The sequence below is a fragment of the Burkholderia metallica genome (genome assembly GCF_902832845.1).
Lineage (GTDB): Bacteria > Pseudomonadota > Gammaproteobacteria > Burkholderiales > Burkholderiaceae > Burkholderia > Burkholderia metallica.
In genome coordinates, this window is sequence record NZ_CADFDB010000007.1 from 1 (window position 1) to 24,707 (window position 24,707).

Here is a 24,707-nt window from a genome sequence, read left to right on the forward strand (position 1 = left end):
GACGCTGCTGCACGAGATGGTCAAGCGCGATGCGAAGCGCGGGCTGGCGTCGCTGTGCATCGGCGGCGGGATGGGTGTCGCGCTCGCGGTCGAGCGTCCGTAACCGGCCGTTCGTCACCGCCGAATCGAATTCGTGCGCCGGCCGGTTGCGGTTTCGGCCGGCGTCACGTGAAGTCAGAGGGGGCCTCGGCAGCTCTCGAAACCAAAAAATGGAGTGAGATTTATGTCTCAGCGAATTGCGTACGTAACGGGCGGGATGGGCGGCATCGGCACCAGCATCTGCCAGCGTCTGTCGAAGGACGGCTTCAAGGTCGTCGCGGGTTGCGGCCCGAACTCGCCGCGCCGCGTGAAGTGGCTCGAGGAGCAGAAGGCGCTCGGCTACGACTTCATCGCGTCGGAAGGCAACGTCGGCGACTGGGACTCGACCAAGGAAGCATTCGACAAGGTCAAGGCCGAAGTCGGCGAGATCGACGTGCTGGTCAACAACGCGGGCATCACGCGCGACGTCGTGTTCCGCAAGATGACGCATGAAGACTGGACGGCCGTGATCGACACCAACCTGACGAGCCTGTTCAACGTGACGAAGCAGGTGATCGACGGCATGGTCGAACGCGGCTGGGGCCGCATCATCAACATCTCGTCGGTGAACGGCCAGAAGGGGCAATTCGGCCAGACCAACTACTCGACCGCGAAGGCCGGCATTCACGGCTTCACGATGTCGCTCGCCCAGGAAGTCGCGACGAAGGGCGTGACGGTCAACACGGTGTCGCCGGGCTACATCGGCACCGACATGGTGAAGGCGATTCGCCCGGACGTGCTCGAGAAGATCGTCGCGACGATTCCGGTGCGGCGTCTCGGCGGTCCGGAGGAAATCGGTTCGATCGTCGCGTGGCTCGCGTCGAACGATTCCGGCTTCGCGACGGGCGCCGACTTCTCGCTGAACGGCGGCCTGCACATGGGCTGAGCGTCCGCGCTGCGCGGCCCGGGTGGCCGCGCAGCCGGGCGTTTTCCGAAGGCCCCCGCCTCCCGGATTCGGGCGGCGGGGATTCGTCAATTGCGCTACGCTGCACTCAAAGGCGTTACATGACTACTACAAAGAAGACGGCCGAACGGCTCATCAAGAAGTACCCGAACCGCCGGCTCTACGATACCGAGACAAGCACGTACATTACGCTGACCGACGTGAAGCAGCTCGTGCTGGAGCAGGAGGACTTCAAGGTCGTCGATGCGAAGTCCAACGAAGACCTGACGCGCAGCATCCTCCTGCAGATCATCCTCGAAGAGGAAAGCGGCGGCGTGCCGATGTTCTCGTCGTCGATGCTGTCGCAGATCATCCGTTTCTACGGCCATGCGATGCAGGGCATGATGGGCACGTACCTGGAGAAGAACATCCAGGCGTTCATCGACATCCAGAACAAGCTCGCGGATCAGTCGAAGAACCTGTATGAAGGCAATGCGATGAATCCGGAAGTCTGGTCACAGTTCATGAACATGCAGGCGCCGATGATGCAGGGGATGATGACCAGCTACATCGAGCAGTCGAAGAACATGTTCGTGCAGATGCAGGAGCAGATGCAGAACCAGGCGAAGTCGATGTTCAGCACGTTCCCGTTCAAGCAGCCGGGCGCGTCGGAGCCGGAGAAGAAGTAACGGTTTCGCGGCAGGCCGACCGCGACGGGCGACCCGTCGGGCGTCGGTGCCGCGAAGCAACGCGGTACGGGCCGGCCGATCGTGCATTCGGGCGCGACGATGGTGGTCGCTGCCTGTCTGATCACCTCGCCGATGGTCGCTCATGACCGTCGGTACCGAGTGCCCGCGCCGGGTTCGGGCGGGCATGACCGTTGTCCGGTCGATCGAGATCCAGTCACCTGTAAATGAACCCGGCGCGCATCACGCCTGGTGGCGTGCATGCGTGCGGGCACGCGTATCCTATGCGGCGCTGCATGGCGATGCGTGATTGCTGCGTTCGGCGAAAGGCGATACCGGTGCCCGGCATCACGGGCCGTGACAGGCGATGCCGCATCGACGCGGCATGAACAAGAAAAAACCGATTGAGAGAGAGCATGCGAGGGATTCGAATGGCATGGGCCCGCGGGCTGGCGGGTCTTGCGTCGATGTTCGTGATGGGCGCGGGCGTGGCGGTGCCGGCCTTTGCGATGGATTGCGCGAAAGCCGTGCAGCCGATCGAGAAGCGCATCTGCGCGAGCCCGGTACTGCGTGCGGCCGACGCGCGCATGAATTCGGCCTATGCGGGTGTGCTGAAGGCCGCGCCGGACGCGGCCATCCGCGACATGCTGGTGCGTAGCCAGCGCCGCTGGATCGACGCGCGCAACAACCGTCTCGATGCCGATTACGAAGGCCGCCCGCTGGCTGTCGACGAAGTGCGCAACGCAATCGATCGGCGTACCGCGGTGCTGGCCGATCGATCGGCTAAAGGATTGATCGCGCGTGCACAGGCCGAGCGCCAGTGGCTCGCGAAATACACGGGCGGCCCGCTCACCGGTTTCGATGCGAACTGCGATTTCATTCCCGACGATGCGCGTGGCGCGCACGTTTCCTATGCCTGTTTCGGCGCGGTGCATGTGCAGCATCGCGCGCGGGTTTGCAGCCAGAGCGAGGACTGGGCGACCGGTGCGGTCTATCAGTATCGGTCGGTGAGCGCGGCCGACGGCGGGAAGGTGCGACCCGTCGCGTTCTGCGAGGCGCAGGCGCGCGCGAGCGCGTGCGACAACGGCGGGACGCACTCGGCGTGGATGCGTGCGGGGGTGTCCGGCGACGACAATCGCGCGTCGGCGCCGGTCGCCGGGTTGCCGCAACTCGATGCGGAAATGTGGCCGATTGGCGATGGCGACGATGCGGTATGGTTCGATCGGTGCCTGACGGCGCCGGTGTTTCCGGACATGCGGTGAAGAATCCCGCGCACGAGCACGGCCCGCCATGGCGGGCTTTTTTGTTTCTCGAGCCCGGGCGTCATGCGGGGCGGATATCGATCAAGCGACTGCTTCGATGCCGGGTGCTGGAGCGTGAATTCGGTCCGTTGCCGGTGACGATGCGCGGAGCGCTCGTGTGGGTGGAGACGGACGCGCAGGCCGCCGCATTGATCGCTGAGCAACGTGCCGCGGGTGTTGTCGCGCCCCGGTGTGATCCTGGCGCCCCTGCCCGGGCGCAGGGCGGCGAGCGCGATCCTGGGGGTAACGCGTGTCGTCGTCTTGTCGTCGTCCTTCAGTGCGCCGGATCGAAATCCTGCTCGCCGTCCGGCGGAGGAAGGTCGAGCACGAGCTTGACCGCGCTGTAGTTGGCCTTGAGCGAAAACACGCGGCCGATCACGAAAAACGTCTGGCGCGAATTTTCGAGTTCGACGAAGTCGCCCGGTTGCGGCACGTGCGCGCCCTGGTCATACGAAAAGCTGGTGCTGGTCTGCTCGCCGATGGCTTCCGCCGCGTGCTCGGTGAATTCGATCGTGATGTGGGTGGTCATGCGAACCCCGTTGGGTCGATTGGAAAGGTAGCGGGTTCGATTTTCGCATAGCGGCCGACCGGGTTCGGGCGATTTTCATTGCAGCCAGGGCCCATGCCGGGAGCCGGATTGGGCGCCGCAATCCTCGCCAACCGTCGCCGCGGTGAGGCTAGGCGGCACCTCCGGACATCATTCCAATCCGTTATCGAACCGCTGACGAAAGAGGGGTCGCATGCACGCGGCAACACGCTGCCCGGATTCCGTGCAGGAAACCGCGAGTGCCGTGGGGCACGGTGCCGGAATCGAGCCGACGATCGTCGATCCGAAGTGAAAGGGACGCATCGGACGCCATTTCGAGCTCGACCTGCATCCGCGAGCCCATTCGATTGGGCCTCACCACCTCTGCACGTCGCTCATTTTGGCTCGCCGCCCCTAAATCGCTGTAAACTCACGCTTTTGCTGCCACGCCCCCACATTCCAGATGTCCCAATCCCCCAAAGTAGGGTTCGTATCCCTCGGGTGCCCGAAGGCGCTCGTCGACTCCGAACAGATCATCACGCAACTGCGCGCTGAAGGTTATGAAATCTCCGGCACGTACGACGGCGCCGACCTCGTCGTCGTGAACACCTGCGGCTTCATCGACGAAGCGGTCCAGGAAAGCCTCGACGCGATCGGTGAAGCGTTGACCGAGAACGGCAAGGTGATCGTCACCGGCTGCCTCGGCGCCAAGTCGAGCGCCAGCGGCTCGAATCTGATCGAGGAAGTCCATCCGAAGGTGCTCGCCGTCACCGGTCCGCACGCGGTGGGCGAAGTGATGCAGGCCGTGCATTCGCACCTGCCGAAGCCGCACGACCCGTTCACCGATCTCGTGCCCGCGGCCGGCATCAAGCTCACGCCGCGTCACTACGCATACCTGAAGATCTCCGAAGGCTGCAATCACCGCTGCACGTTCTGCATCATCCCGTCGATGCGCGGCGACCTCGTGTCGCGCCCGGTCGCCGAAGTGATGCTCGAAGCCGAGAACCTGTTCAAGTCGGGCGTGAAGGAACTGCTCGTGATCTCGCAGGACACGAGCGCGTACGGCGTCGACGTGAAGTACCGCACGGGCTTCTGGAACGGCAAGCCGATCAAGACGCGCATGACCGACCTGGTCGCCGCGCTGGGCGAACTCGCCGCGCAGTACGGCGCATGGGTGCGTCTGCACTACGTGTATCCGTATCCGAGCGTCGACGAAGTGATTCCGCTGATGGCCGAAGGCCCGTTCAAGGGGCACGTGCTGCCGTATCTCGACGTGCCGTTCCAGCACGCGCATCCGGACGTGTTGAAGCGCATGAAGCGTCCGGCGAACGCCGAGAAGGTGCTCGAACGCGTGCAGAAATGGCGCGAGATCTGCCCGGACCTGACGATCCGCAGCACGTTCATCGCAGGTTTTCCCGGCGAGACGGAAGCGCAGTTCGAAACGCTGCTCGATTTCATCCGCGAGGCGGAACTCGATCGCGTCGGCTGCTTTGCCTACTCGCCGGTCGAAGGCGCGACCGCGAACGAACTTGATGGCGCGCTGCCGGACGACGTCCGTGAAGCGCGTCGCGCACGCTTCATGGAAGTGGCCGAGGAAGTGTCGGCGAAGCGTCTGCAGCGCAAGGTCGGCAAGACGCTCAAGGTGCTGATCGACGAGGTCGGCGAAGAAGGCGGCATCGGCCGGACGGCGGCCGATGCGCCGGAGATCGATGGCGTCGTCTATGTCGAGCCGGCCGCGAAGGCTTCGAAGCGCTACAAGGTCGGCGATTTCGTGTCCGTGAAGGTCACGGGCGCCGACGGTCACGACCTGTGGGGCGAGGTGTAAGCGATGGCCGCCGCATTGCCGGAGATCCTCGCGCTCGGCGAGGCGATGATCGAATTCAACCAGTCGCAGCCGGGGCGTCCCGAATTCCTGCAGGGCTTCGGCGGCGACACGTCGAACTTCTGCATCGCCGCGGCGCGCCAGGGCGCATCCACGGGCTTCGTGTCGGCGATCGGCGACGATCCGTTCGGCCGGCTGCTGGCCGACATGTGGCACGCGGAACACGTCGACACGTCGTACGTGCGGATCGACCGCACGGCGCCGACCGGCGTGTATTTCGTCACGCACGGCGCCGAAGGTCACCAGTTCGACTATCTGCGCGCGGGCTCGGCGGCGAGCCGCTATGCCGTGGGCGATCTGCCGCTCGATGCGCTGGCCGCCGCGAAGGCCGTGCACCTGTCGGGCATCAGCCTCGCGATCAGCACGGCCGCGTGCGACGCCGCGTTCGCGGCGATCGACCATGCGCGCCGCAACGGCGCGAAGGTCAGCTTCGACACGAATCTGAGGCTGAAGCTGTGGCCGCTGCCGCGCGCCCGCGCGGTGATGCGCGAAGCGCTGCGCCAGACGGATATCTGCCTGCCCAGCTGGGACGACGTGACGGCGCTCACCGGCGCGAACGATCGCGACGCGATCGTCGATGCGATGCTCGAACACGGGCCGCGGATCGTCGCGCTGAAGCTCGGCAAGGAAGGCGCGTACGTGGCGACCCCGGACGAGCGGCGCGTCGTGCCGGGCTTCGCGGTCGAGGCCGTCGACGCGACGGGCGCGGGCGACTGCTTCGGCGGCGCGTTCGTCGCGCGGATCGTCGCGGGCGACGATCCGTTCGCGGCGGCGCGCTATGCGAACGCGGCGGCGGCACTGTCGACGACGGGCTACGGCGCGGTCGCGCCGATTCCGCACCGCGATGCGGTGGAGCGCCTGATGCAAGGCTGATGCGGGACGCGCATGCCGGCCACGGCATCGCATGGGCGATTGATGCGAGCGCACAGCCGACCGCTCGCACACGTCGTCGCGTATGCGCACGGGCGTCGATCGGGCCTGCATGGGAATCGGCCCCGTGCCCGCGACGCACAAAGGTACTCGCGCGCGAGGCTGACGGTCGCCGATCTCGACATGATCGACGCAAACGAAGCGTTCGCCGCGCGACGCGTGTGCGGTGACGCAGGCGCCGGGTCTCTCGGCCCGGCAAGGGTGAATCCGAACGGGGCCGGCATTTTTCTCGGCCACCCGATCGGGGCGACGGGCGCGCTGATCACCGGCATGGCGCTGTACGAGTTGCAGCACATTGGCGGTCGACATGCGCTCGTGATGACGTGACTCGGCAGCGGGCAGGGCATCGCCCGCGATTTTCGAGCGAATCTGAAGCAAGGAGCAACACACGGTGGGTCGATATTCGCAATGGCAACGGGCGCTCGTCGTCGCGGGCGCGCTGGCGGCGGGCATGGCGATGCCGGGCGCGGTCGCGGCGCAGGCCGTCGCGCCGGGCGTGCAGCAGGATGAACCGGCTCCGGCGCGGCCGCTGAAGCCGAATCCCGAGTTCGCCCGCTTGCCGCGCTACGAAGGCACGCTCGGCGACCGGCCGATCGTCGTGCATCTCGGCCCGAAGACGGACGAGGAAGGCGTGCACGGCGAATACCAGTTCGCCGATACGGGCGAAGTCGTGCTGCTCGCGGGCGATCGCGATGGCGACACGCTCGAAATCGAGGAATCGAACGACGGCACGAACATCACGGGCGTGTGGATCGGCCGCTTCGACGCGACGGGCGACCTGAAGGCCGACCGGATGAATTCGGACGAATCGGATCCGCAGCCGGTCGTGCTGCGGCTCGCACCGGGCAAGCGCGCGGCGCTGCAGGTGCGCGACGGCCGCGTGCAGGAAATCGAAACGGTGGGTGGCGTCGTCAATCTGCGCACCGACGACTGACCCGCGCTGGCTCGGTATGCGCGGCGCGCATTGTACCGGGCCAATTGCGCCGATTTTGGCTAATCTAGCAATCTGTTCCGCACTCGAACGGCCTCGTGCCCGGCTTCCCGTCATGACTGAATCCACTTCCAAGCGCGCGCTGCAAACCCGCATCGTGCAACCCGACGACGCAATCCCGGAAGGCTTCCGTTCGTTCGTGCCGCCGGTCGCGCGCGCGTCGACGGTCGTGTTCCCCGATCTCGCGACGATGCGCGCGCTCGTCTGGCACAACGACAACCAGTGGCGCTACGGGCTGCACGCGACGCCGACGTCGCTCGCGCTCGCGCAGCGGCTCGCCGAGATCGAGGGCGGCACGCATGCGCTGCTGCAGCCGTCGGGTCTCGCGGCCATCGCGAACGTCTACTTCGGCATCGTGAAAGCCGGCGACGACGTGCTGATTCCGCACAACGTGTACGGCCCGAATGCCGATTTCGGCAACTGGCTCGCGAAGGATTTCGGCATTACCGTGCGCTTCTACGATCCGCTGATCGGGGCCGGCATCGCCGACCTGATCCAGCCGGACACGCGGCTGATCTGGATCGAGGCGCCCGGCTCGGTGACGATGGAAGTGCCCGACGTCCAGGCGATCACCGCGGCCGCGAAGGCGCGCGGCGTCGTCACCGCGATCGACAACACCTTTTCGGCGGGGCTCGCGTTCAAGCCGTTCGAACACGGCGTCGACATCTCGGTGCAGGCGCTGACCAAATACCAGTCGGGCGGGAGCGACTTGCTGATGGGCGCGACGATCACCCCGAACGCGGAACTGCATGCGAAGCTGAAGCTTGCGCGGATGCGCAGCGGCATCGGAGTGTCGGTCGACGATTGCTCGCTCGTGATGCGCAGCTTGCCGAGCATGCAGGTGCGCTTCGATGCGCACAGCAGGAGTGCGCTCGCGCTCGCACAGTGGCTGAAGGGGCGGCCGGAGATCGCGGCGGTACTGCACCCGCAGATCGCGGATTGCCCGGGGCACGCGTCGTTCGTGCGCGATTTCACCGGCGCGGGCGGCCTGTTTTCGGTGGTGTTCGACGCGCGCTACAGCGCGGAGCAGGTCGACCGTTTCGTCGAGTCGCTCGAACTGTTCGCGATCGGCTGGAGCTGGGGCGGCGCGTGCAGCCTCGCGATGCCTTACGACGTCGCGTCGATGCGTCCGGACTGGCCGCATCGCGGCACGCTGGTGCGTTTCTATGTCGGTCTCGAAGACGAATCCGACCTGCGCGCGGACATTGAGCGCGCGATGCAGGCCGCACTGGGGTGATCGCGCGCCGATAACGTCTTCCGGAAAAACGAAACGCCGGCGCGATGCATCCTCGCGCCGGCGTTTTTATTTGATGCGCCGGGGAATCAGAACAGCCGCAGCAGCCCGTCGAGGCCGACGTGATCGAACGCGACCGTTGCCGCCGCGCGCACGACGGGCTTCGCGTGGTACGCGATCGACAAGCCGGCTTCGGCCATCATCTTCAAGTCGTTCGATCCGTCGCCCATCGCGATCGCGCGGCTCGGCTCGAGGCCGAGCGACGCGCATGTGTCGCGCAGCAGGCGCGCCTTCACGTCGGCGTTGACGATTTCGCCGAGCACCTTGCCGGTCAGCTTGCCGTCGACGATCTCGAGCGTGTTCGCATGCGCGTAGTCGAGGCCGAGGCGCGCTTTCAGCCGCTCGGTGAAGAACGTGAAGCCGCCCGACACGAGCAGCGTCTTCATGCCGGCGGCCTTCACGCCGGCGAGCATCTTCTCGGCGCCCGGCGTCAGTTGCAGCCGTTCCTCGTACACGCGTTCGAGCGCGTGCGCGTCGAGCCCGGCCAGCAGCGCGACGCGGCGCGTGAGGCTTTCGTTGAAGTCGCGGATCTCGCCGCGCATCGACGCTTCGGTGATCTCGGCAACCTGCGTTTTCAGGCCGCAGAAATCGGCGATCTCGTCGATGCATTCGATCGTGATCAGCGTCGAATCCATGTCCATCACGGCAAGCCCGAAATCGCCGAGCGTGAGGCCGGCCTCGACGAACGCGAAGTCGAGCGCATGCGTGCCGCAATACGCATCGATGTCGAGGCGCTGCGCGGGGTTCGCGTCCTCGATACGCAGCGCGTGATCGTCGGTCTGCACGATGCGGGCGCCGCGCGACAGCGCGAGCAGCGGTTTGTGATGGGCGTCCGACAGCGGCGAAAGGCTCTGGATGACGAGGTTGTGGGTCATGACGGAGTGGTAGGAAGCGAATGAAAAGCCTGCGCGGCTGATGAGCGGCCGCCTGCCGATGCGGGCCCCGGCGTCGGGCGCTTGCATGGCGAACGCACCATTGTAGCCGGTTGACCGCGCACGGCGGTGGGGAGCGAAACCTTGCACGGCGCGGCGGTCAGCGCCCGGCCGCGCGATCCCAGTACGGCGGATCGCCGAAATGCTCGGCCAGGAACGCGATGAACGCGAGCGTCTTCAGCGGGACGTGCGCGCGGCTCGGGTAGACGGCCCAGATTGCGATGTCTTCCGCGAACGGATAGTCGTCGAGCACCGTGACGAGCGTGCCGCTCGCGAGCAGCGGGCCGACGTCCCAGGTCGACTTGATCGCGATCCCGAAGCCGTCGACGAGCGCTTCGCGGATCGCCTCGCCGTTGCTTGCGACGAGCCGGCCGCCGACCCGCACGGTGAGCGGCCCTTGCGGCGTCGCGAACGACCAGTCGCGCTGGTCGCCGAGGATCACGCATTCGTGCTGCGCGAGCTCGGCCGGATGTCGCGGCGTGCCGTGCTCGGCGAGATACGCGGGCGAGCAGCACAGCACGCGGCGGTTCGCGGCGAGCTTGCGCGCGACGAGCGTCGAATCCTTCAGCATGCCGAGGCGGATCGCGACGTCGTAACCGTCGTCGACGAGGTCGACGATCTCGTCCGACAGCCGCAGGTCGAGCGACACGGACGGATAGCGGCGCAGGAACGCGGGAATGACCGGCGCGACGTGCTGGCGGCCGAACGACGACGACATCGACACCTTCAGCCGTCCGTACGGCTCGGTGCGGCCGTGTCCGACCGACGCGCGCGCGGCGTCGGCGGCCGACAGCAGCGTGTCGGCGTGCGTCATGAAGACTTCGCCGTCCTGCGTGAGACTGATGCGGCGCGTGGTGCGATGCAGCAGCCGCGCGCCGAGCTGGCGCTCGAGCTGCGCGATGCGCGCGCTCGCGACCGCGGCCGACACGCCGAATTCGCGCCCGGCCGCGCTGACGTTCGCGAGCAGCGCCGCACGGACGAACAGCGCGACGTCGAGCAGGTCGAGCGGCTTGTCGGGGGCCGGAATCGGATCGGAGGCCATTATTCTGAAAATCCCGAAAATGTTTCAGGAAATATAGCGGTTTTCTCGAATGATCGGGTTGCCTACGATGACGTTCATGGGGGCTGCGCCGCGGCCCGCCCGGATTTCCTGAAAGGAGTATCGAGATGAAAGCCGTTGGACTCACCCGTTATCTGCCGATCGACGACCCGCAAGCCCTGCTCGACGTGGAGCTGCCGCAGCCCGTTCCGGGCCCGCGCGACCTGCTCGTGAAGGTCGAGGCGATTTCCGTGAATCCGGTGGACACGAAGGTGCGCGCGCCGAAGCCGCAAGTCGAGGCGACGCCGCGCGTGCTCGGCTGGGATGCGGCCGGCACGGTGGTCGCGGTCGGCGCCGACGTCACGCTGTTCCGGCCCGGCGACGAAGTGTTCTACGCGGGCAGCATCACGCGGCCGGGCGCGAACAGCGAATTCCATGCGGTCGACGAGCGGATCGCCGCACTGAAGCCGCGCACGCTCGACTTCGCCGCCGCCGCCGCGCTGCCGCTCACCGCGCTGACCGCATGGGAGGCGCTGTTCGACCGGCTGCGCGTGTCGCCTCAGGGCGCGGACGCTGGCAAGTCGGTGCTGATCATCGGCGGCGCGGGCGGCGTGGGCTCGATCGCGATCCAGCTCGCGAAGACGCTCGGCAAGCTGCACGTGATCGCGACCGCGTCGCGGCCGGCATCGGCCGAATGGGTGCGTGGGCTGGGCGCCGATACGGTGGTCGACCATTTCGGCGACCTGCCCGCGCAATTGCGTGAGGCCGGGTATCCGGAGGTCGACTACGTGCTGATCTTCAACGACACGGATCGTCATTTCCCCGCCGCCGCGGAGGTAATCCGGCCGCAGGGCGGCATTTGCACGATCGTCGAGAACGACAGGCCGGTGCCCGTCGAACTGCTGAAGGCGAAAAGCGCCGCGTTTCACTGGGAATTCATGTTCACGCGTGCGATGTTCGAGACGCCGGACATGATCGAGCAGCACCGGATCCTCGGCGAAGTCGCGCGGCTCGTCGACGGCGGTACGCTGCGCACGACCGTCGGCGAACAGCTCGGCACGATCAATGCGGCGAACGTTCGTCGTGCACACCAGTTGCTCGAGGCCGGGCGCGCGATCGGCAAGCTCGTGCTGAGCGGCTTCTGAGCGGCCGGCGCGTGTAAGGTTGCGGCGCCGCGAACGCAAGCGGGGTAACACCCGATGCGTTTGCGGCGCACTGCATCCCGCTTGGCGGTAGACTGGCAGCGCATCATGCATCGAAAACCGCGCGGCACGCGCGTGCCGCCGCATACCAAGGAGGTCAGCATGAGCCAACGCAGCTTGTCAGTCGCCGCATCGTGGTCGGTCGTGTTCGCGGCGGCGTGCGTCAGCGCGAGCGTATTCGCGGCGCCGCCGGTCAAGGGCAGCCTGAAGGGAGGCGGTACCGGACAGCTCGAATACACGGTCAAGGTCGACTCGAAGACCTTCGGCAATACGCAGGAGACCCGCAAGATCCGCTCGGGCGAAACGGACGACTTCAACTGGAAATCGGTGCCGCCGAGCGGTGCGGTCGCGATGCCGGACGGCTGCCCGAACACGGACAGCCTGCCGCGCGACGCGAACGGCGCGATGGTGCGCCAGACCCAGGTGCGGCTCGCGCCGTCGATCGACGCGAAGGGCATCGCCAACGTGCAGATGAGCTTCCAGGCGGCCGCGCCGAAGGGCACGCGCAACGTGACGGCCGGCGGCAAGTCGCTGCAGTGCCCGGACGTCGTGGCGGTGAGCCAGGTGAAGTGGGTGTCGATTCCGACCAACGGCGGTTCGAAGACCGTCACGATGAGCGACGGCACGAAGGTGACGGTGTCGATCAAGCGCTGAGTGGCGCGACGCGCGGGTCGGCCCGGCGGCACGTGACCGTTTCGTGTCGCCGTCACGGTGCTTGACGGCGATCTGCGTGGCCTTGTCGTGTTGCGGCAACGTACGGCAGCATCGCGGGACGTCATGGATGCGTCACGCGATGTTCGCCCGCATCATCCCTTCCTGTCACGACCTCTCCATCAAATGCCGAATGCGCGCGGTGCGGTGCTGTGCGTCGGCGTCGGTCGACGGGCTCGCGCCGGACGCGGATATCGCAGCCGTGCTGCGGCAGACGATCGGCAAGCGTGTCGGCGCGCGCTGACCGGCGAACCGCGCGAGCGAAGCGCGCGGCGCCGCAGGTCAGTGCGCGCGTTCTTCCAGCCGCGCCGCGAGAAAGCGGTGATCGGCCGAGAACAGCCGGCGATAGGTCATCAGCACCGCACCGACGGTCCCGAGCGCGGAGGCCGCGGCGATCAGGAACATGATCACGATCTGGTACCGCACGGCTTGCAGCGGCGACTGGCCGGCCAGCACCTGGCCCGTCATCATCCCCGGCAGGCTCACGACGCCGACGACGGCCATCTGGTTCAGCGTCGGCAGCATGCCGGCGCGCACGGCCTGGCGCGCGGCGTCCTGCGCGGCTTCCCAGCGCGTCGCGCCGAGCGCGAGCGCCGTTTCGACGCGATCGCGGCGTGCGGTGAGTTCTTCCATCATCCGCTCGACACCGAGCGACACACCGGTGAGCGTATTGCCGAGAATCATCCCGAGGATCGGGATCGCGTATTGCGGCGCGTACCACGGATGGATGCGGATCACGACGAACAGGCCGACCGCCGCGACGAACCAGCTGCTGAACCAGATCGACACGATGCTGTCGATGCGCTGGCCGCGATACGTGCGCCTGGCGCGCCCCGCGCCGGCGAACCCGGCGATCAGCGTCATCAGCGCGGTGAGGGGCAGCACGACGTACCAGTGAGGATGCCCGAACACCCAGCCGAGCACGTAGCCGATCGCGAGCAGCTGCACGACGGTGCGCACCGCCGCGAGTGCGAGCTTGCGGCCGAGGCCGAGCGACAGCGCCATCGAGATCGCGCCGTTGACCGCGACGAGCGCGGCGGCAATGCCGACGTCGACGAGACTCAGGTCCTGCAGCGCCGGGCTCATTGCGTCGTCTCCGTCGGGTTGGCGACGTGCATCACCCCGGCCTGCATCACGAGCCGCATCGTGCCGATGCGGGCGGCCTGGGCCGGATCGTGCGAGATCCACATGTAGGCGCGCGCGTCGGGCGCCGCGTCGAACCATGCGCCGACCAGCGTCTCGATCGCGCGCGCCGATTCCGGATCGAGCGCGGACGTCGGCTCGTCGAGCAGCAGGACGTCGGGGTCGAGCTGCAGCACGCGCAGCAGCGCGGCGATCTGCGCTTCGCCGCCCGACAGGTCGCTCGCGCGCTTGTCGAGAAAGTCGGGGCCGCGGCCCGCCTGCGCGGCGAGCGCTTCGGCGCGTGCGCGATCGAACGTCGCATCGCGATAGATCGCGAGCGCGTACGGATAGCGCAGTTGCGCTTCGACGGTGCCGTCCATCTGCGCGGGGCGCTGGCGCACGTACGCGACGCTGCGCCGGTAACGCGGAATCGCGTTGCGCCGGATCCGCTGGCCACGCCACAGGATCTGGCCGCCATCGAGCGGATCGAGCAGCGCGAGCGCGCGCAGCAGGACGCTCTTGCCCGACCCGGACGGACCGGTGATAGCAATTCGCGATCCCGCTGCGAGGCTGAAATCGGTCGGTGCCAGCAACGTCTTGCCGCTACTGGCGTCGCGCCGCGTGATGCGCTGCGCATCGATGAGACCGGTGGGGGCAGTCATGTCAAAAGTGAAAAAAAGCGTTAATGGCGCCGAAGCGTCGAGTTGGCGTGCGTCATAATACCGATTGAAAAGCTGCGAGTGTCGTGCGCCGTTCGTCCACACAAGCGGCCCGACATCGCGCGGCAACATTTCAGAACAACAACGGAACCGCCATGACGCTAACCCGAGCCATCGGCAAATCGGCTGCATGGATCGCCGGAATCGTCGCGGTGCTCATCGCGGCGGCCGGCATCTTTCTCTACGTCTTCGACTGGAATCGAGCGAAGCCGTGGGTCAACGAACAGGTCAGTGCCGCACTCGGCCGCCCGTTCGCGATCAACGGCGACCTGAAGGTCGGCTGGCGTCGCCCCGACGGCGAAACCGGCTGGCGGGCATGGGTGCCCTGGCCGAGTTTTTCGGCCACGCAGCTCGAGATCGGCAACCCCGACTGGGCGAAGGCGCCCAAGTTCGTCACGCTCGATGCCGCGCACTTCGATCTCGCGATCCTGCCGCTGCTCGCGCATGAAATCGTGATCCCGTCGATCGACGTCGTGAATCCGGCCGTCGATCTCGAGCGGCTGGCCGACGGCCGCAACACGTGGACCTTCCAGTTCAAGCAATCGTCGCAGCCGTCGCCGTGGAAAGTGCGGCTCGACAGCTTCGGCTTCGCGAAGGGCACCGTCACGTATCGCGACGCGATCACGAAGGCCGACCTGACCGTCGCGATCGATACGCTCGGGCAGCCGATTCCGCTCGGCGACGTGCTGAAGGAACAGGAGCAGACGTCACGCGCGGCATCGGCGCAACGCGTCGGCAAGCATGGCGCCGCGCAGTTGAGCGCGAAGGCGAATGCGCAGGCCGCGTCGGGCGCTTCCGGCGCGCAGGCTGCGAGCGGGGCGTCGGGGGCCGCCGGGGCGTCGGCTGCGTCGGCCGTCGTGTCGGCTTCGTCGTCGTCGTCCGCTTCCTCCGCATCGGCTGCCGCCGCGTCCGGCGCAAGCGGCGCCGCGACACCCGCGAAGCCGGCCGGCCCGACCTATGCGTTCGGGCTGAAGGTCGACGGCCGCTACAAGAACGTGCCGATCAGCGGGACCGGCAAGGTCGGCGGCGTGCTCGCGATCGAGGACACGTCGCGGCCGTTCCCGCTGCAGGCCGACGTGAAGGCGGGCGACACGCGGCTCGCGATCGTCGGTACGCTGACCGACCCGATGCATCTCGCGGCGATCGATCTGCGGCTGTGGCTGCAGGGCACGTCGATGTCGCATCTCTACCAGCTCACCGGCATCACGCTGCCCGATACGCCGCCTTACGCGACCGAAGGGCGGCTGATCGGCAACTTCAAGCCGCACGCGAGCACGTTCCGCTACGAGAACTTCAACGGTCGCGTCGGCGGCAGCGATCTCGGCGGGACGCTCGTCTATGCGCAGCGCGAGCCGCGGCCGAAGCTGTCGGGCGAACTCGTGTCGAACCTGCTGCAGTTCTCCGACCTCGCGCCGGTGATCGGCGCGGATACGGCCGCGAGCAAGGCCAAGCGCGGCGACACGACGCGTCAGCCGCCGGACCGGGTGCTGCCGGTCGAGACGTTCCGGACCGACCGCTGGCGCGCGATCGACGCGGACGTGAAGTTCACCGGCCGCAAGCTCGTCAAGAGCGCGAACCTGCCGATCACCAATCTGTACACGCACATTCTGATGCAGGACGGCGTGCTGACGCTCGAGCCGCTGCAGTTCGGCGTCGCGGGCGGCACGCTGGCGACGACCGCGCATCTCGACGGCAGCGGCACGCCGCTGAAGGGGCGCTTCACCGTGGCCGCGCGGCATCTGAAGCTCAAGCAGCTGTTCCCGACGCAGCAGGTCATGCAGTCGGCGCTCGGTGAAATCAACGGCGACGCGTCGCTGTCGGCGACGGGCAATTCTCCGGCCGCGCTGGCCGCGACGTCGACCGGCGAAGTGAAGGCGCTCGTCACGAACGGCCGCATCAGCCGCCTGCTGATGGAAGCGGCGGGGCTGAACGTCGCGAACGTCGTCTACGAGAAGCTGTTCGGCAACCGCGACGTGAACATCAATTGCGCGGCGATCGACTTCGTCGCGACCAACGGGATGCTCGACCCGAAGGTGTTCGCGCTCGATACGGACGACGCGCTGATCAACGTCGACGGCCCGATCAACCTGCGCGACGAATCAATCGACCTGAAGATCCATCCGCATACGAAGGGCTTCCGGATCTTCTCGCTGCGCTCGCCGCTGTACGCGAAGGGCACCTTCAAGAACCCGAAGGTCGGCGTCGACGCGGGCGCGCTCGCGCTGCGCGCCGGCGCGATGGTCGGGCTCGGGTTGATCAACCCGTTCGCGGCGCTGATTCCGCTGATCGCGCCGAGCAACAACCGTGACGTGCCGTGTTCGGAGCTGTTCGGGCAGATGAACGCGAAGGCCGCGCAGAAGGCTGCCGCGAAGGCCGGCAAGTGACGCGCGTCAGCGGGCCGCGCGCACCCAGAGCAGCACGGCGTCGACGTCGCGACCGTCGATCCTCACCGGCGCGGCGGTGCCGAGCTGCAGGCGGTTGCCGTCGAGCCTGACGGCGCGCTGCTGCACGTTGCCGACCCAGTTCGGGAACAGGCTGATGTCCATTTCGTGGGTCAGCGTGCCGTCGTCGGCCACCTGAAAGGGGCCGGAATAGGCGATGTAGCCGCCGGCGGCGGCCGCGCGCTCGTCGGTGGTGCCGCCCTGCAGGTCGCCGTCGGCATAGGGCGGCCGGCCGGGTGCCATCAGCTGGGCGGACATGTAGCCGTCCGGCGTATAGAGGATCCAGCCGCGCACGTCGCGGCCGAGCGGATGGACGACCGCGCTGCCGTCGCGCGGGCGGATTTCGTAGGACACGAGGCGCCATGCGCCGACGAGTTGTTCTCGAAGCTGGCTGGCAAGCATGCGGGATTCCGGTAGGGCGGCGGCAGCGCGTGTGCCGCCGTATTGGCGGGCCGCCGGCGGCAGGGTCGGATGGGCCGGAATAGGCCGCCCGGGGCGGTACGGTCGGCAGTTTCTCCGACTCCTGCTAAAATACACGGTTTTCCGTCGATTTCTCTCTTAACGGGACCTGCCGTGCTTTCTACTGCCAACATCACGATGCAATTCGGGCCGAAGCCCTTGTTCGAGAATATCTCGGTCAAATTCGGCGAGGGCAACCGCTATGGTCTGATCGGCGCGAACGGCTGCGGCAAGTCGACGTTCATGAAGATCCTCGGCGGCGACCTCGAGCCGAGCGCCGGCAACGTCGCGCTGGAACCGAACGTCCGTCTCGGCAAGCTGCGCCAGGACCAGTTCGCATACGAAGACGTGCGCGTGCTCGACGTCGTGATGATGGGCCACACCGAGATGTGGGCCGCGATGACCGAGCGCGACGCGATCTACGCGAACCCGGAAGCCACCGACGACGACTACATGCACGCGGCCGAGCTCGAAGGCAAGTTCGCCGAATACGGCGGCTACGACGCCGAGGCGCGCGCGGGCGCGTTGCTGCTCGGCATCGGCATCGAGGAAAAATTCCACAACGGCACGATGAGCGACGTCGCGCCGGGCTGGAAGCTGCGCGTGCTGCTCGCGCAGGCGCTGTTCTCGAAGCCGGACGTGCTGCTGCTCGACGAACCGACCAACAACCTCGACATCAACTCGATCCGTTGGCTCGAGCACACGCTCAACGAGTACAACTCGACGATGATCATCATCTCGCACGATCGTCACTTCCTGAACTCGGTGTGCACGCACATGGCCGACATGGACTTCGGCACGCTGAAGGTCTGGCCGGGCAACTACGACGACTACATGCTCGCGTCGGCCCAGGCGCGCGAGCGCCAGGCCGCGGCGAACGCACGGGCGAAGGAGCGCGTGGCCGAACTGCAGGACTTCGTGCGCCGCTTCTCGGCGAACAAGTCGAAGGCGCGCCAGGCGACCAGCCGTGCCAAGCAGATCGACAAGATCAAGATCGAGGAATTCAAGCCGTCGTCGCGCCAGAACCCGTTCATCCGCTTCGAGTTCGAGAAGAAGCTGCACAACGTCGCGGTGGTGGCGGAAGAGATCACGAAGAAGTACGAACGCACGATCTTCCAGAACTTCAACCTGTCGGTGCAGCCGGGCGAGCGCATCGCGATCATCGGCGAGAACGGCGCGGGCAAGACGACGCTGCTGCGCTCGTTGCTCGGCGCGCTCGCGCTCGACCACGGCACGGTGAAGTGGTCCGAGAACGCGAATGTCGGCTACATGCCGCAGGACACGTACGAGGAGTTCCCGGACGACATCACGCTGATGGACTGGATCGACCAGTACCGCAAGGACGGCGACGACGAAACGATGGTGCGCGGCACGCTGGGCCGCCTGCTGTTCTCGTCGGACGACATCAAGAAGTCGGTGAAGGTGCTGTCGGGCGGCGAGAAGGGCCGCATGATCTGGGGCAAGCTGATGCTTGGCCGCCATAACGTGCTGCTGATGGACGAGCCGACCAACCACATGGACATGGAATCGATCGAGTCGCTGCAGATCGCGCTCGAGCAGTTCGAAGGCACGCTGATTTTCGTGTCGCACGACCGTGAGTTCGTGAGCGGGCTGGCGAACCGGATCATCGAAGTGCGCACGGACGGCACGCTGTTCGACTTCGGCGGGAATTATGAGGAGTTCCTGACGAGTCAGGGGCAGGAGTAAGTGTCCTGACGCTTCCTTTCATGTGCCGCGGCTTCGCAATACGAAGCCTGCGCGCATAGACCGAAGCCGCGAGCCGGAATCTCTCGGGCCCGCATCGACAGCGTAGTCGAGGCGGGCTTTTTCATTTCCACGCATTCCCGCGCGGACGAAGCCCGGCTGCATCGCGCATTCCCGTTTCCTCGCATCGACCGACTTCGGGTAAATTACGCTCCGGATACCTCCCTCAATTCCGACCCGGAGCCGCCCCTCGATGCAGGACCGTCCTTTGCCGCTCGACCTGTCCGGCCTTGCGCCAAGCCTGTACGCGCAGGGCACCGAGGAGGGCATCCTGTCGCGCCTGATGGAGCGGATCGCGCCGATCCACCGCTTCTGCGTCGATGTCGGCGCGAGCGACGGCCTGCGCAACAGCAACACGGCGCGCCTGTTGCGTGAACGGGAATGGTCCGGCGTGTTGGTGGAAGGCAGTGCGTACCGTTTCGGCAAGCTGGCCGCGCATTACGCCGGCGCGAGCCGCGTTCGATTGCACCACGACCGCGTTCAGCCCGACACGATCGACACGTTGCTCGCCGATGCGGGCACGCCACCCGACTTCGACCTGCTGTCGATCGACATCGACGGCAACGACTACTGGGTGTGGCGCGGCCTGCAGGCGTTTCAGCCGCGCATCGTCGTGATCGAATACAACCCGTACTACACGCCGCCCGAGCGCTGGGTCATGTGCTTCAATCCAGACCACGAATGGGACGGGTCGACCTATTACGGCGCGAGCCTCGAATCGCTCGTTCACCTCGGCCGGCAGAAGGGTTATGAACTCGTCTGCTGCGACGACATGGGCAACAACGCGTTCTTCGTGCGGCAGGATCTGTATCCGCTGCTCGGCATCGCGAACAACGCTACTTCGGTGCTGTTCCGCCCGGCGATGTACAAGGTGCGCTACGTCGGTCACAACACGTTCCTGAGCGGCCATCCGTATCGCTACGGGCCGGCCGAGGCTATCTGAATGGACTCGCTCGCCGCGACCTTCGACGAGATCCGCGATGCCTATGCGCTGCGCCGCAGCGGGCCGCCGCGCCAGGTCGGCGAACGCGTGTGGCACCTGCCGACCGACGACGGCGGCGTAGCGGTCAAGCTTTACGCGTCCGAACATCGCGCGCGAGCGGCGAAGGAAGCTGCCGTGCTCGCGCACTTCGAGACGCACGGCGATGCACGCTTCCATGTGCAGACACTGAAACGCACGGCAGACGGCGCACCGCTGTGGACGGGAGCGAACGAACACGCGATGCTGACGCGCTGGGAAACCGGGCGGTTCAGAACCTACGACACGTTTTCGCCGGCCGAATGGGCGGCGCTGGGCACGAGTCTCGGCGCGTTGCACACGAGTCTCGAACGGCTTCATCTGCCGCAGATCGACACGATCCACGCACGGCTGGCGGCGATCGACGCGGACGCGGTACGCCGCAGCCTGCTCGACGCGCTGGATCGCGTGCGCTCGCACGACGGCGCCGACAGCCTGCGCCGCTATGTCGATCTCGCGCTGCGCCTGCTCGAGCGCTACTATCCGGGCAGCATCGACGCGTTTCCCGCCGACGATCCGCAGCACCCGATCCACAATGATTACAACCAGTTCAACTATCTGTTCACGGGCGCGCTGCCGCCGCTGATCGTCGACTGGGAAGCGTCGATCGGCGCGCCGCGCGAATACGAACTGGTGCGGTGCCTGAACCATCTGCCGCTGGAGGCGCCGCACCTCGCGCAAGCGTTCGTGCGCGCGTATCGGCGGGCCCGGCCCGTGGACCCGGCGCGCATTGCATGGGCGGTCGATGCCGCGTGCGTGCAGCACGCGCTGAAGCTCTGGATCGTGCAAGGCTGGCTCGACGAACCGTCGCGTTTCGCATCGCATCTGAACGGCGCGGTGACGATGGCGTCCGCGATGGTGGATGCGCGCGAGCGTCTCGTCGATTTCTTTTCCCGTTGTGTGGACGCAGGACGCTGACGTGAATGCGAATCTGAACCGGATTGCGAATCCGCCGCCGCCGGCCGAGCGGCAGCATGTGTTTCCGCCGCCGCTGGATCGCGATTACCGCGTCGAAGACGGGCGCGTGCTGACGCGCTCGCTGGAAGCGCACATCGTCGATCACTGCAACCTGACCTGCGCGGAATGCTGCTCGCTGTCGCCGCTGCTGCCGGCGTGGTACGCGCGCCCCGAATCGATCGAGACCGATCTGCGCATCGCCGCGAAGGTGCTGCGCCCGCGCATGTTCAAGCTGGTCGGCGGCGAACCGCTGCTGCATCCGGCGCTCGTCGAACTCGTCGAGCGCGTGCGCGCCACCGGCATCGCACCGGTGATCTCCGTGACGACGAACGGCCTGAAGCTTGGCGAGATGTCCGACGCGTTCTGGCAGGCGGTGGATGCGCTGACGATCTCGCGTTACCCGAAACCGGCGCTGTCGTCCGACCTGGTCGCGCACGTCGAGCGTCAGGCGGCGCGCTTCGACGTGCGCCTGAACTGGAAGGTGCAGGACGTGTTCACGACGATGAACCGTGCGCAGCCCGGCACGGATCGCGACGCCGCCCGGCGCCTTTATCACGATTGCTGGATCCGGGAGCGCTGCCATATGATTCGCGACGGCATGTTCTACACGTGCACGCGTCCCGCGCATTTCCATACGCTCTACAACGGCGCGAAGGATTTTCAAGCGGACGGCCTGCGGCTGCGCGACGATGCGGACATGCTCGATGCGATGCTCGCGTATCTGCAACGCGAGGCGCCGCTCGAAGCGTGCCTGCATTGCCAGGGCGGCAGCGCGCCGGTGGCGCCGCATCGCATCCTCAAACGCATTGAAGTGGACACCCTGAAGGCTCGTTATCCATGATCGTCGGCACGCGCGACCTGTTCGGTTTCGATCGTCTGCACTACCATCCGCGCACCGGCGTGTCGGCGTCCGGCATCCGCGCCGTACTGCATGCGTCGGGGCAGCCGGCCGGCGCGCCGGACACGGCCGCCATCGCCGGTTACCTGAGCGGCGAGCGTCCGGTCGACCGCACCGTGCTGCGCGATGTGCTCGCGGTGCCGCCCGGCCATGCGCTGATCCGTTCGCCGCAAGGGCTGACGGTGCAGCCGACGCCCGAACGGCCGCAGCGCGCCGATCTGGAAACCGTGCTGCGCGCATCGCTGCAGCGCGCGCTCGACAGCGGCAAGCGGGTGGCGCTGGCGCTGAGCGGCGGGCTCGATTCGGCGCTGCTGCTGGCGTTGCTGCGCGAGCTCGGCACGCAGCGGCACGTAACGTCCTACATTCTCGCGACCGACATGCCGGACTACTGCGAACTCGACGCGGCGCTCGAGCTGGCCGAGCAGATGCAGGCGAACGTGAAGCTCGTGCGTGCGAACGAGGCCGACTTCGTGGCCGCGCTGCCGCGAACGACGCATGCGGTCGAGGAACCGATGTTCAACCTGCATCCGGTCGCCAAGCTGCTGCTGGCCGAGGCGATGGCCGCGGACGGCGTCGAGGTGGCCATCACCGGCGACGGCGCGGACCAGGTGTTGCGCCGCGACCAGTCGGCCAACTACCTGCCGCTGTGCCATGCGTTGTTCGATGCGGCGGCGGTCGACCTGCATCCGCCGTTTGTCGACGATGCGGTCGTCGCGCATCTGACGAGCATCGCGCCCGACCCGAACAAGCAGTGCCTGCGCGATCTGGGCGCGCGCCTGAACCTGCCGGAGCGTCTCGTGCACGGCCCCAAGCGCGGGCGGCTCGCCCCGGCGATGGACCTCGCGGCACTGCTCGATCGCGACCGCGCGTACGCGCTGGCCGACACGCTCGGTCTTGCCGCGCCCACGCTGCAGGCGGATACCGAACGCGTGCTGTGGACGACGCTGATGCTGATCCTCGATCATCTCGACCACTTCGATCATCGCGATGCCGCGCATCGCCCAACCTGAGCCGTTCATGAAACGCATCCTGTTCTGCGTGGTGCCCGAAAAAGGGCACGTCAATCCGTGTATCGGCCCGGCGCAGCATCTGCGCGCCGCCGGCTGCGACGTCGCGTTCTATGCGCCGGCCGACATCAGCGCGCAGCTCGATGGCGCCGGCGGCTTCGCGTTCGTCGGGCCGCGCGAGACGCCCGAACGCCACGACCTGTCGCGCGGCGCGAGCTTCGCCGCGAACATTCGCGACGCCGACTGGTTGCGGCACTGGATCCGCACGCTGCTGATCGACCTCGCGCCCGCGCAGGTCGACGGTATCCGCGCGGTCCTGCGCGAATGGCAACCGGACGTGGTCGTGATCGATCCGCTGCTCTATGCGGCGGCGATTGCGGCCGAGCTGGAAGGGCTGCCGTGGGTCTCGATGTCCAATTCGCTGAATCCGGTGTTGCCGGACGATCTCGATTCGGAGCTGCTGCGCACGGTACGCTGGCTCGCACCGGAACGCACGCGCCTGTTCGCGCGCTACGGCCTTGACGCGCGTTTTCGCGGTTGCGACATCCTGTCGCCGCATCTGACGCTCGCGTTCACGACCGACGCGCTGGTCGGTGCGCCGCCGCAAGGTATCGAACTGGTCGGCCCCGCGCTGCCGTCCGGCCCGCGCGGCGACGAGACGGCGTTCCAGTGGGAACGCCTCGATGCGGATCGCCCGCTCGTCTACATGTCGCTCGGCAGCCAGCTTTACTACCATCCCGACGTATTTGCGAAGGTCATCGAAGCCACGCGCGCGACGTCGGCGCAACTGGTGCTGTCGGTGGGCGAACTGGTCGATTCGGATCTGCTGCCGACCGGTGACGAGCGCGTCGTCGCGGTGCGTTATGTGCCGCAACTGGCGCTGCTGCGGCGCACGCACGCGTTCGTCAGCCACGGCGGCGCGAATTCGGTGATGGAGTCGCTCGCGTGCGGTGTGCCGATGCTGCTGTCGCCGTTCTGCAACGACCAGTTCCATTCGGCCCATTTCGTCGAGCGGGCCGGTGCCGGATGCGTACTGGATCTGCAGCAGGCCGGCGTGACGGACATTACCGATGCGCTCGAACGCCTGTTGCGTCCCGGTTCGTTGCGCGAGCATGCGGCGAGAATCCGTGCGAGCTACGCGCGCGATGGTTCGGCGCAGGCCGCGCGCCTGATCAGCGCACTCGCTTCAGGAAGCCGCCTGGCGACAGCGTCATGAGCACGCGGTCCTCGATGTCCTCGTCGACCTCGAACCGGTCGTCGCGGGCGAGAAATTCGCGCACGGCCGTAGCCGGGTTGTTGCCTTTGCCGTACTGCTTGCCGTCGAACATCGATGCCGGCAAGTACTCCATGATGGTGTCCATCACGATCGCGTAGCTGCCGGGCGTCACGAGTGGCGCATAGCATTCGAGTTCGCGCAGCACGTGTGAGTGGGTATGCGCGAGATCGAGGATTGCCATCACGCGCGCGCCGTCGCCGATCTGCGCGCGCACCGACGCGAGCGTGTCGGCCGCGCACGATTCACCTTCGATCAGCACCATGCGATGGGCGAGCCGGTGCGATTGCAGGCGTTGCCTGACCTCGTCGCGCAGGCGCGGTTCGATCGCGACGACGCGGCCGCGCTCGCCCGCCAGTTCCAGCATCGACGCGGAGAACACGACACCACCGCCCGCCGCGATGCCGGTCTGCACGATGCAGTCGGGGCGCGCGCGCCAGATCAGTTCCTGGAGCGCGAGCATGTCGCCGGGCAGATGGAAGAAGCGCTCGCCGAGCCAGCGCGTCTGGAACAGATGGTCGAATTCGGCAGCGCGCGTCAGCCATTCGATGTTGATGTCCCGCATGCGGGCCGAAGGACGCTCTGACATGGTCA

At 66.9% G+C, this 24,707-nt stretch carries 26 protein-coding genes; 19 read left to right on the forward strand and 7 right to left on the reverse strand.

Going from position 1 to position 24,707, the window contains the following annotated elements:
- The 4 genes from HWX08_RS19750 to HWX08_RS19765 all read left to right on the forward strand — a co-directional run.
- The coding region (locus tag HWX08_RS19750; protein WP_143138127.1) for a hypothetical protein at nucleotides 1-103 on the forward strand (103 nt) is incomplete at its 5' end.
- A 120-nt stretch (nucleotides 104-223) separates the two neighbouring features.
- On the forward strand, nucleotides 224-964 hold the full coding sequence (locus HWX08_RS19755; RefSeq protein ID WP_027784565.1) for a 3-ketoacyl-ACP reductase: 741 nt from the start codon (nucleotides 224-226) through the stop codon (nucleotides 962-964).
- A 119-nt stretch (nucleotides 965-1,083) separates the two neighbouring features.
- Nucleotides 1,084-1,650 (forward strand): polyhydroxyalkanoate synthesis repressor PhaR, encoded by a 567-nt coding sequence (gene phaR / locus HWX08_RS19760; RefSeq protein WP_006485265.1) that lies wholly within the window; start codon nucleotides 1,084-1,086, stop codon nucleotides 1,648-1,650.
- Between the two features lie 428 nt (nucleotides 1,651-2,078).
- Nucleotides 2,079-2,909: a lysozyme inhibitor LprI family protein gene (locus HWX08_RS19765; protein WP_236858153.1), complete on the forward strand. Its 831-nt coding sequence runs from the start codon at nucleotides 2,079-2,081 to the stop codon at nucleotides 2,907-2,909.
- A gap of 313 nt (nucleotides 2,910-3,222) precedes the next feature.
- On the opposite strand, the gene HWX08_RS19770 is transcribed toward HWX08_RS19765, so the two are convergent.
- Nucleotides 3,223-3,477 carry a hypothetical protein gene (locus HWX08_RS19770; protein ID WP_069256801.1) on the reverse strand — a complete coding sequence of 85 codons (255 nt, stop codon included), beginning with the start codon at nucleotides 3,475-3,477 and terminating at the stop codon, nucleotides 3,223-3,225.
- Between the two features lie 460 nt (nucleotides 3,478-3,937).
- Between HWX08_RS19770 and rimO the strand changes: the two genes are divergently transcribed.
- The 5 genes from rimO (at nucleotide 3,938) to HWX08_RS19795 (ending at nucleotide 8,514) form a co-directional block, all read left to right on the forward strand.
- The gene (gene rimO, locus HWX08_RS19775) at nucleotides 3,938-5,299 is read left to right on the forward strand and encodes a 30S ribosomal protein S12 methylthiotransferase RimO (RefSeq protein WP_069256800.1); all 1,362 of its coding nucleotides are present in this window, start codon (nucleotides 3,938-3,940) and stop codon (nucleotides 5,297-5,299) included.
- A 3-nt stretch (nucleotides 5,300-5,302) separates the two neighbouring features.
- The gene (locus tag HWX08_RS19780; protein WP_069256799.1) at nucleotides 5,303-6,229 is read left to right on the forward strand and encodes a sugar kinase; all 927 of its coding nucleotides are present in this window, start codon (nucleotides 5,303-5,305) and stop codon (nucleotides 6,227-6,229) included.
- Between the two features lie 42 nt (nucleotides 6,230-6,271).
- On the forward strand, nucleotides 6,272-6,613 hold the full coding sequence (locus HWX08_RS19785; RefSeq protein ID WP_279610519.1) for a hypothetical protein: 342 nt from the start codon (nucleotides 6,272-6,274) through the stop codon (nucleotides 6,611-6,613).
- A gap of 64 nt (nucleotides 6,614-6,677) precedes the next feature.
- On the forward strand, nucleotides 6,678-7,220 hold the full coding sequence (locus HWX08_RS19790) for a hypothetical protein (RefSeq protein ID WP_107309724.1): 543 nt from the start codon (nucleotides 6,678-6,680) through the stop codon (nucleotides 7,218-7,220).
- A gap of 112 nt (nucleotides 7,221-7,332) precedes the next feature.
- Nucleotides 7,333-8,514 (forward strand): cystathionine beta-lyase, encoded by a 1,182-nt coding sequence (locus HWX08_RS19795; RefSeq protein WP_174921971.1) that lies wholly within the window; start codon nucleotides 7,333-7,335, stop codon nucleotides 8,512-8,514.
- An 86-nt stretch (nucleotides 8,515-8,600) separates the two neighbouring features.
- On the opposite strand, the gene serB is transcribed toward HWX08_RS19795, so the two are convergent.
- On the reverse strand, nucleotides 8,601-9,446 hold the full coding sequence (serB, locus tag HWX08_RS19800) for a phosphoserine phosphatase SerB (RefSeq protein WP_069256795.1): 846 nt from the start codon (nucleotides 9,444-9,446) through the stop codon (nucleotides 8,601-8,603).
- Between the two features lie 157 nt (nucleotides 9,447-9,603).
- Nucleotides 9,604-10,545 (reverse strand): LysR family transcriptional regulator, encoded by a 942-nt coding sequence (locus HWX08_RS19805; protein WP_174921970.1) that lies wholly within the window; start codon nucleotides 10,543-10,545, stop codon nucleotides 9,604-9,606.
- A 125-nt stretch (nucleotides 10,546-10,670) separates the two neighbouring features.
- On the opposite strand from HWX08_RS19805, the gene HWX08_RS19810 reads away from it, so the two are divergent.
- The 3 genes from HWX08_RS19810 to HWX08_RS19820 all read left to right on the forward strand — a co-directional run bounded on the left by HWX08_RS19810 (nucleotide 10,671) and on the right by HWX08_RS19820 (nucleotide 12,699).
- Entirely contained in the window at nucleotides 10,671-11,687 is a 1,017-nt protein-coding gene (locus HWX08_RS19810; RefSeq protein ID WP_107309727.1) for a zinc-binding alcohol dehydrogenase family protein, read from the forward strand.
- Nucleotides 11,688-11,846: 159 nt separating this feature from the next.
- A complete protein-coding gene (locus HWX08_RS19815) occupies nucleotides 11,847-12,398 on the forward strand; it encodes a DUF6013 family protein (RefSeq protein ID WP_069258018.1) in 552 nt (183 codons plus the stop codon).
- Nucleotides 12,399-12,537: 139 nt separating this feature from the next.
- Entirely contained in the window at nucleotides 12,538-12,699 is a 162-nt protein-coding gene (locus tag HWX08_RS19820) for a hypothetical protein (protein ID WP_174921924.1), read from the forward strand.
- 38 nt (nucleotides 12,700-12,737) lie between these two features.
- On the opposite strand, the gene HWX08_RS19825 is transcribed toward HWX08_RS19820, so the two are convergent.
- Both HWX08_RS19825 and HWX08_RS19830 read right to left on the reverse strand, forming a co-directional pair.
- A complete protein-coding gene (locus tag HWX08_RS19825; protein ID WP_069256792.1) occupies nucleotides 12,738-13,541 on the reverse strand; it encodes an ABC transporter permease in 804 nt (267 codons plus the stop codon).
- Nucleotides 13,538-14,239, reverse strand: a complete 702-nt coding sequence (locus HWX08_RS19830; RefSeq protein WP_174921969.1) for an ABC transporter ATP-binding protein — start codon at nucleotides 14,237-14,239, stop codon at nucleotides 13,538-13,540. Before HWX08_RS19830 ends, HWX08_RS19825 begins: the two co-directional genes overlap by 4 nt.
- Before the next feature lie 152 nt (nucleotides 14,240-14,391).
- On the opposite strand from HWX08_RS19830, the gene HWX08_RS19835 reads away from it, so the two are divergent.
- A complete protein-coding gene (locus HWX08_RS19835; RefSeq protein WP_174921968.1) occupies nucleotides 14,392-16,680 on the forward strand; it encodes an AsmA family protein in 2,289 nt (762 codons plus the stop codon).
- Nucleotides 16,681-16,686: 6 nt separating this feature from the next.
- Here the strand turns inward: HWX08_RS19835 and HWX08_RS19840 are convergent, their stop codons facing one another.
- Nucleotides 16,687-17,139: a lipocalin-like domain-containing protein gene (locus tag HWX08_RS19840; RefSeq protein WP_174921967.1), complete on the reverse strand. Its 453-nt coding sequence runs from the start codon at nucleotides 17,137-17,139 to the stop codon at nucleotides 16,687-16,689.
- 171 nt (nucleotides 17,140-17,310) lie between these two features.
- On the opposite strand from HWX08_RS19840, the gene HWX08_RS19845 reads away from it, so the two are divergent.
- The 6 genes from HWX08_RS19845 (at nucleotide 17,311) to HWX08_RS19870 (ending at nucleotide 24,056) form a co-directional block, all read left to right on the forward strand.
- Complete coding sequence (locus HWX08_RS19845; protein WP_069256788.1) at nucleotides 17,311-18,903, forward strand: ABC-F family ATPase; 1,593 nt, start codon at nucleotides 17,311-17,313, stop codon at nucleotides 18,901-18,903.
- A 250-nt stretch (nucleotides 18,904-19,153) separates the two neighbouring features.
- Nucleotides 19,154-19,903 (forward strand): FkbM family methyltransferase, encoded by a 750-nt coding sequence (locus HWX08_RS19850; protein WP_174921966.1) that lies wholly within the window; start codon nucleotides 19,154-19,156, stop codon nucleotides 19,901-19,903.
- Complete coding sequence (locus tag HWX08_RS19855; RefSeq protein ID WP_174921965.1) at nucleotides 19,904-20,896, forward strand: phosphotransferase enzyme family protein; 993 nt, start codon at nucleotides 19,904-19,906, stop codon at nucleotides 20,894-20,896.
- 1 nt (nucleotide 20,897) lies between these two features.
- Nucleotides 20,898-21,776, forward strand: a complete 879-nt coding sequence (locus HWX08_RS19860; RefSeq protein ID WP_174921964.1) for a 4Fe-4S cluster-binding domain-containing protein — start codon at nucleotides 20,898-20,900, stop codon at nucleotides 21,774-21,776.
- Complete coding sequence (locus tag HWX08_RS19865) at nucleotides 21,773-22,843, forward strand: asparagine synthase-related protein (protein WP_174921963.1); 1,071 nt, start codon at nucleotides 21,773-21,775, stop codon at nucleotides 22,841-22,843. Before HWX08_RS19860 ends, HWX08_RS19865 begins: the two co-directional genes overlap by 4 nt.
- A gap of 7 nt (nucleotides 22,844-22,850) precedes the next feature.
- The gene (locus tag HWX08_RS19870) at nucleotides 22,851-24,056 is read left to right on the forward strand and encodes a glycosyltransferase (protein WP_174921962.1); all 1,206 of its coding nucleotides are present in this window, start codon (nucleotides 22,851-22,853) and stop codon (nucleotides 24,054-24,056) included.
- Here the strand turns inward: HWX08_RS19870 and HWX08_RS19875 are convergent.
- On the reverse strand, nucleotides 24,013-24,702 hold the full coding sequence (locus HWX08_RS19875; protein ID WP_174921961.1) for a cephalosporin hydroxylase family protein: 690 nt from the start codon (nucleotides 24,700-24,702) through the stop codon (nucleotides 24,013-24,015). The two genes, HWX08_RS19870 and HWX08_RS19875, sit on opposite strands and share 44 nt — an antisense overlap.
- Nucleotides 24,703-24,707 lie beyond the last annotated feature (5 nt).

What these genes read in the sequence shown, in the direction of transcription:
- HWX08_RS19850 (WP_174921966.1), top strand. Translation starts at nt 19,154, where the DNA reads ATGCAGGACCGTCCTTTGCCGCTCGACCTGTCCGGCCTTGCGCCAAGC.
- rimO (WP_069256800.1), top strand. Translation starts at nt 3,938, where the DNA reads ATGTCCCAATCCCCCAAAGTAGGGTTCGTATCCCTCGGGTGCCCGAAG.
- HWX08_RS19855 (WP_174921965.1), top strand. Translation starts at nt 19,904, where the DNA reads ATGGACTCGCTCGCCGCGACCTTCGACGAGATCCGCGATGCCTATGCG.
- HWX08_RS19840 (WP_174921967.1), bottom strand. Translation starts at nt 17,139, where the DNA reads ATGCTTGCCAGCCAGCTTCGAGAACAACTCGTCGGCGCATGGCGCCTC.
- HWX08_RS19830 (WP_174921969.1), bottom strand. Translation starts at nt 14,239, where the DNA reads ATGACTGCCCCCACCGGTCTCATCGATGCGCAGCGCATCACGCGGCGC.
- HWX08_RS19805 (WP_174921970.1), bottom strand. Translation starts at nt 10,545, where the DNA reads ATGGCCTCCGATCCGATTCCGGCCCCCGACAAGCCGCTCGACCTGCTC.
- serB (WP_069256795.1), bottom strand. Translation starts at nt 9,446, where the DNA reads ATGACCCACAACCTCGTCATCCAGAGCCTTTCGCCGCTGTCGGACGCC.
- HWX08_RS19825 (WP_069256792.1), bottom strand. Translation starts at nt 13,541, where the DNA reads ATGAGCCCGGCGCTGCAGGACCTGAGTCTCGTCGACGTCGGCATTGCC.
- HWX08_RS19780 (WP_069256799.1), top strand. Translation starts at nt 5,303, where the DNA reads ATGGCCGCCGCATTGCCGGAGATCCTCGCGCTCGGCGAGGCGATGATC.
- HWX08_RS19785 (WP_279610519.1), top strand. Translation starts at nt 6,272, where the DNA reads ATGCGAGCGCACAGCCGACCGCTCGCACACGTCGTCGCGTATGCGCAC.
- HWX08_RS19820 (WP_174921924.1), top strand. Translation starts at nt 12,538, where the DNA reads ATGTTCGCCCGCATCATCCCTTCCTGTCACGACCTCTCCATCAAATGC.
- HWX08_RS19875 (WP_174921961.1), bottom strand. Translation starts at nt 24,702, where the DNA reads ATGTCAGAGCGTCCTTCGGCCCGCATGCGGGACATCAACATCGAATGG.
- HWX08_RS19755 (WP_027784565.1), top strand. Translation starts at nt 224, where the DNA reads ATGTCTCAGCGAATTGCGTACGTAACGGGCGGGATGGGCGGCATCGGC.
- HWX08_RS19810 (WP_107309727.1), top strand. Translation starts at nt 10,671, where the DNA reads ATGAAAGCCGTTGGACTCACCCGTTATCTGCCGATCGACGACCCGCAA.
- phaR (WP_006485265.1), top strand. Translation starts at nt 1,084, where the DNA reads ATGACTACTACAAAGAAGACGGCCGAACGGCTCATCAAGAAGTACCCG.
- HWX08_RS19865 (WP_174921963.1), top strand. Translation starts at nt 21,773, where the DNA reads ATGATCGTCGGCACGCGCGACCTGTTCGGTTTCGATCGTCTGCACTAC.
- HWX08_RS19815 (WP_069258018.1), top strand. Translation starts at nt 11,847, where the DNA reads ATGAGCCAACGCAGCTTGTCAGTCGCCGCATCGTGGTCGGTCGTGTTC.
- HWX08_RS19770 (WP_069256801.1), bottom strand. Translation starts at nt 3,477, where the DNA reads ATGACCACCCACATCACGATCGAATTCACCGAGCACGCGGCGGAAGCC.
- HWX08_RS19765 (WP_236858153.1), top strand. Translation starts at nt 2,079, where the DNA reads ATGGCATGGGCCCGCGGGCTGGCGGGTCTTGCGTCGATGTTCGTGATG.
- HWX08_RS19870 (WP_174921962.1), top strand. Translation starts at nt 22,851, where the DNA reads ATGAAACGCATCCTGTTCTGCGTGGTGCCCGAAAAAGGGCACGTCAAT.
- HWX08_RS19795 (WP_174921971.1), top strand. Translation starts at nt 7,333, where the DNA reads ATGACTGAATCCACTTCCAAGCGCGCGCTGCAAACCCGCATCGTGCAA.
- HWX08_RS19835 (WP_174921968.1), top strand. Translation starts at nt 14,392, where the DNA reads ATGACGCTAACCCGAGCCATCGGCAAATCGGCTGCATGGATCGCCGGA.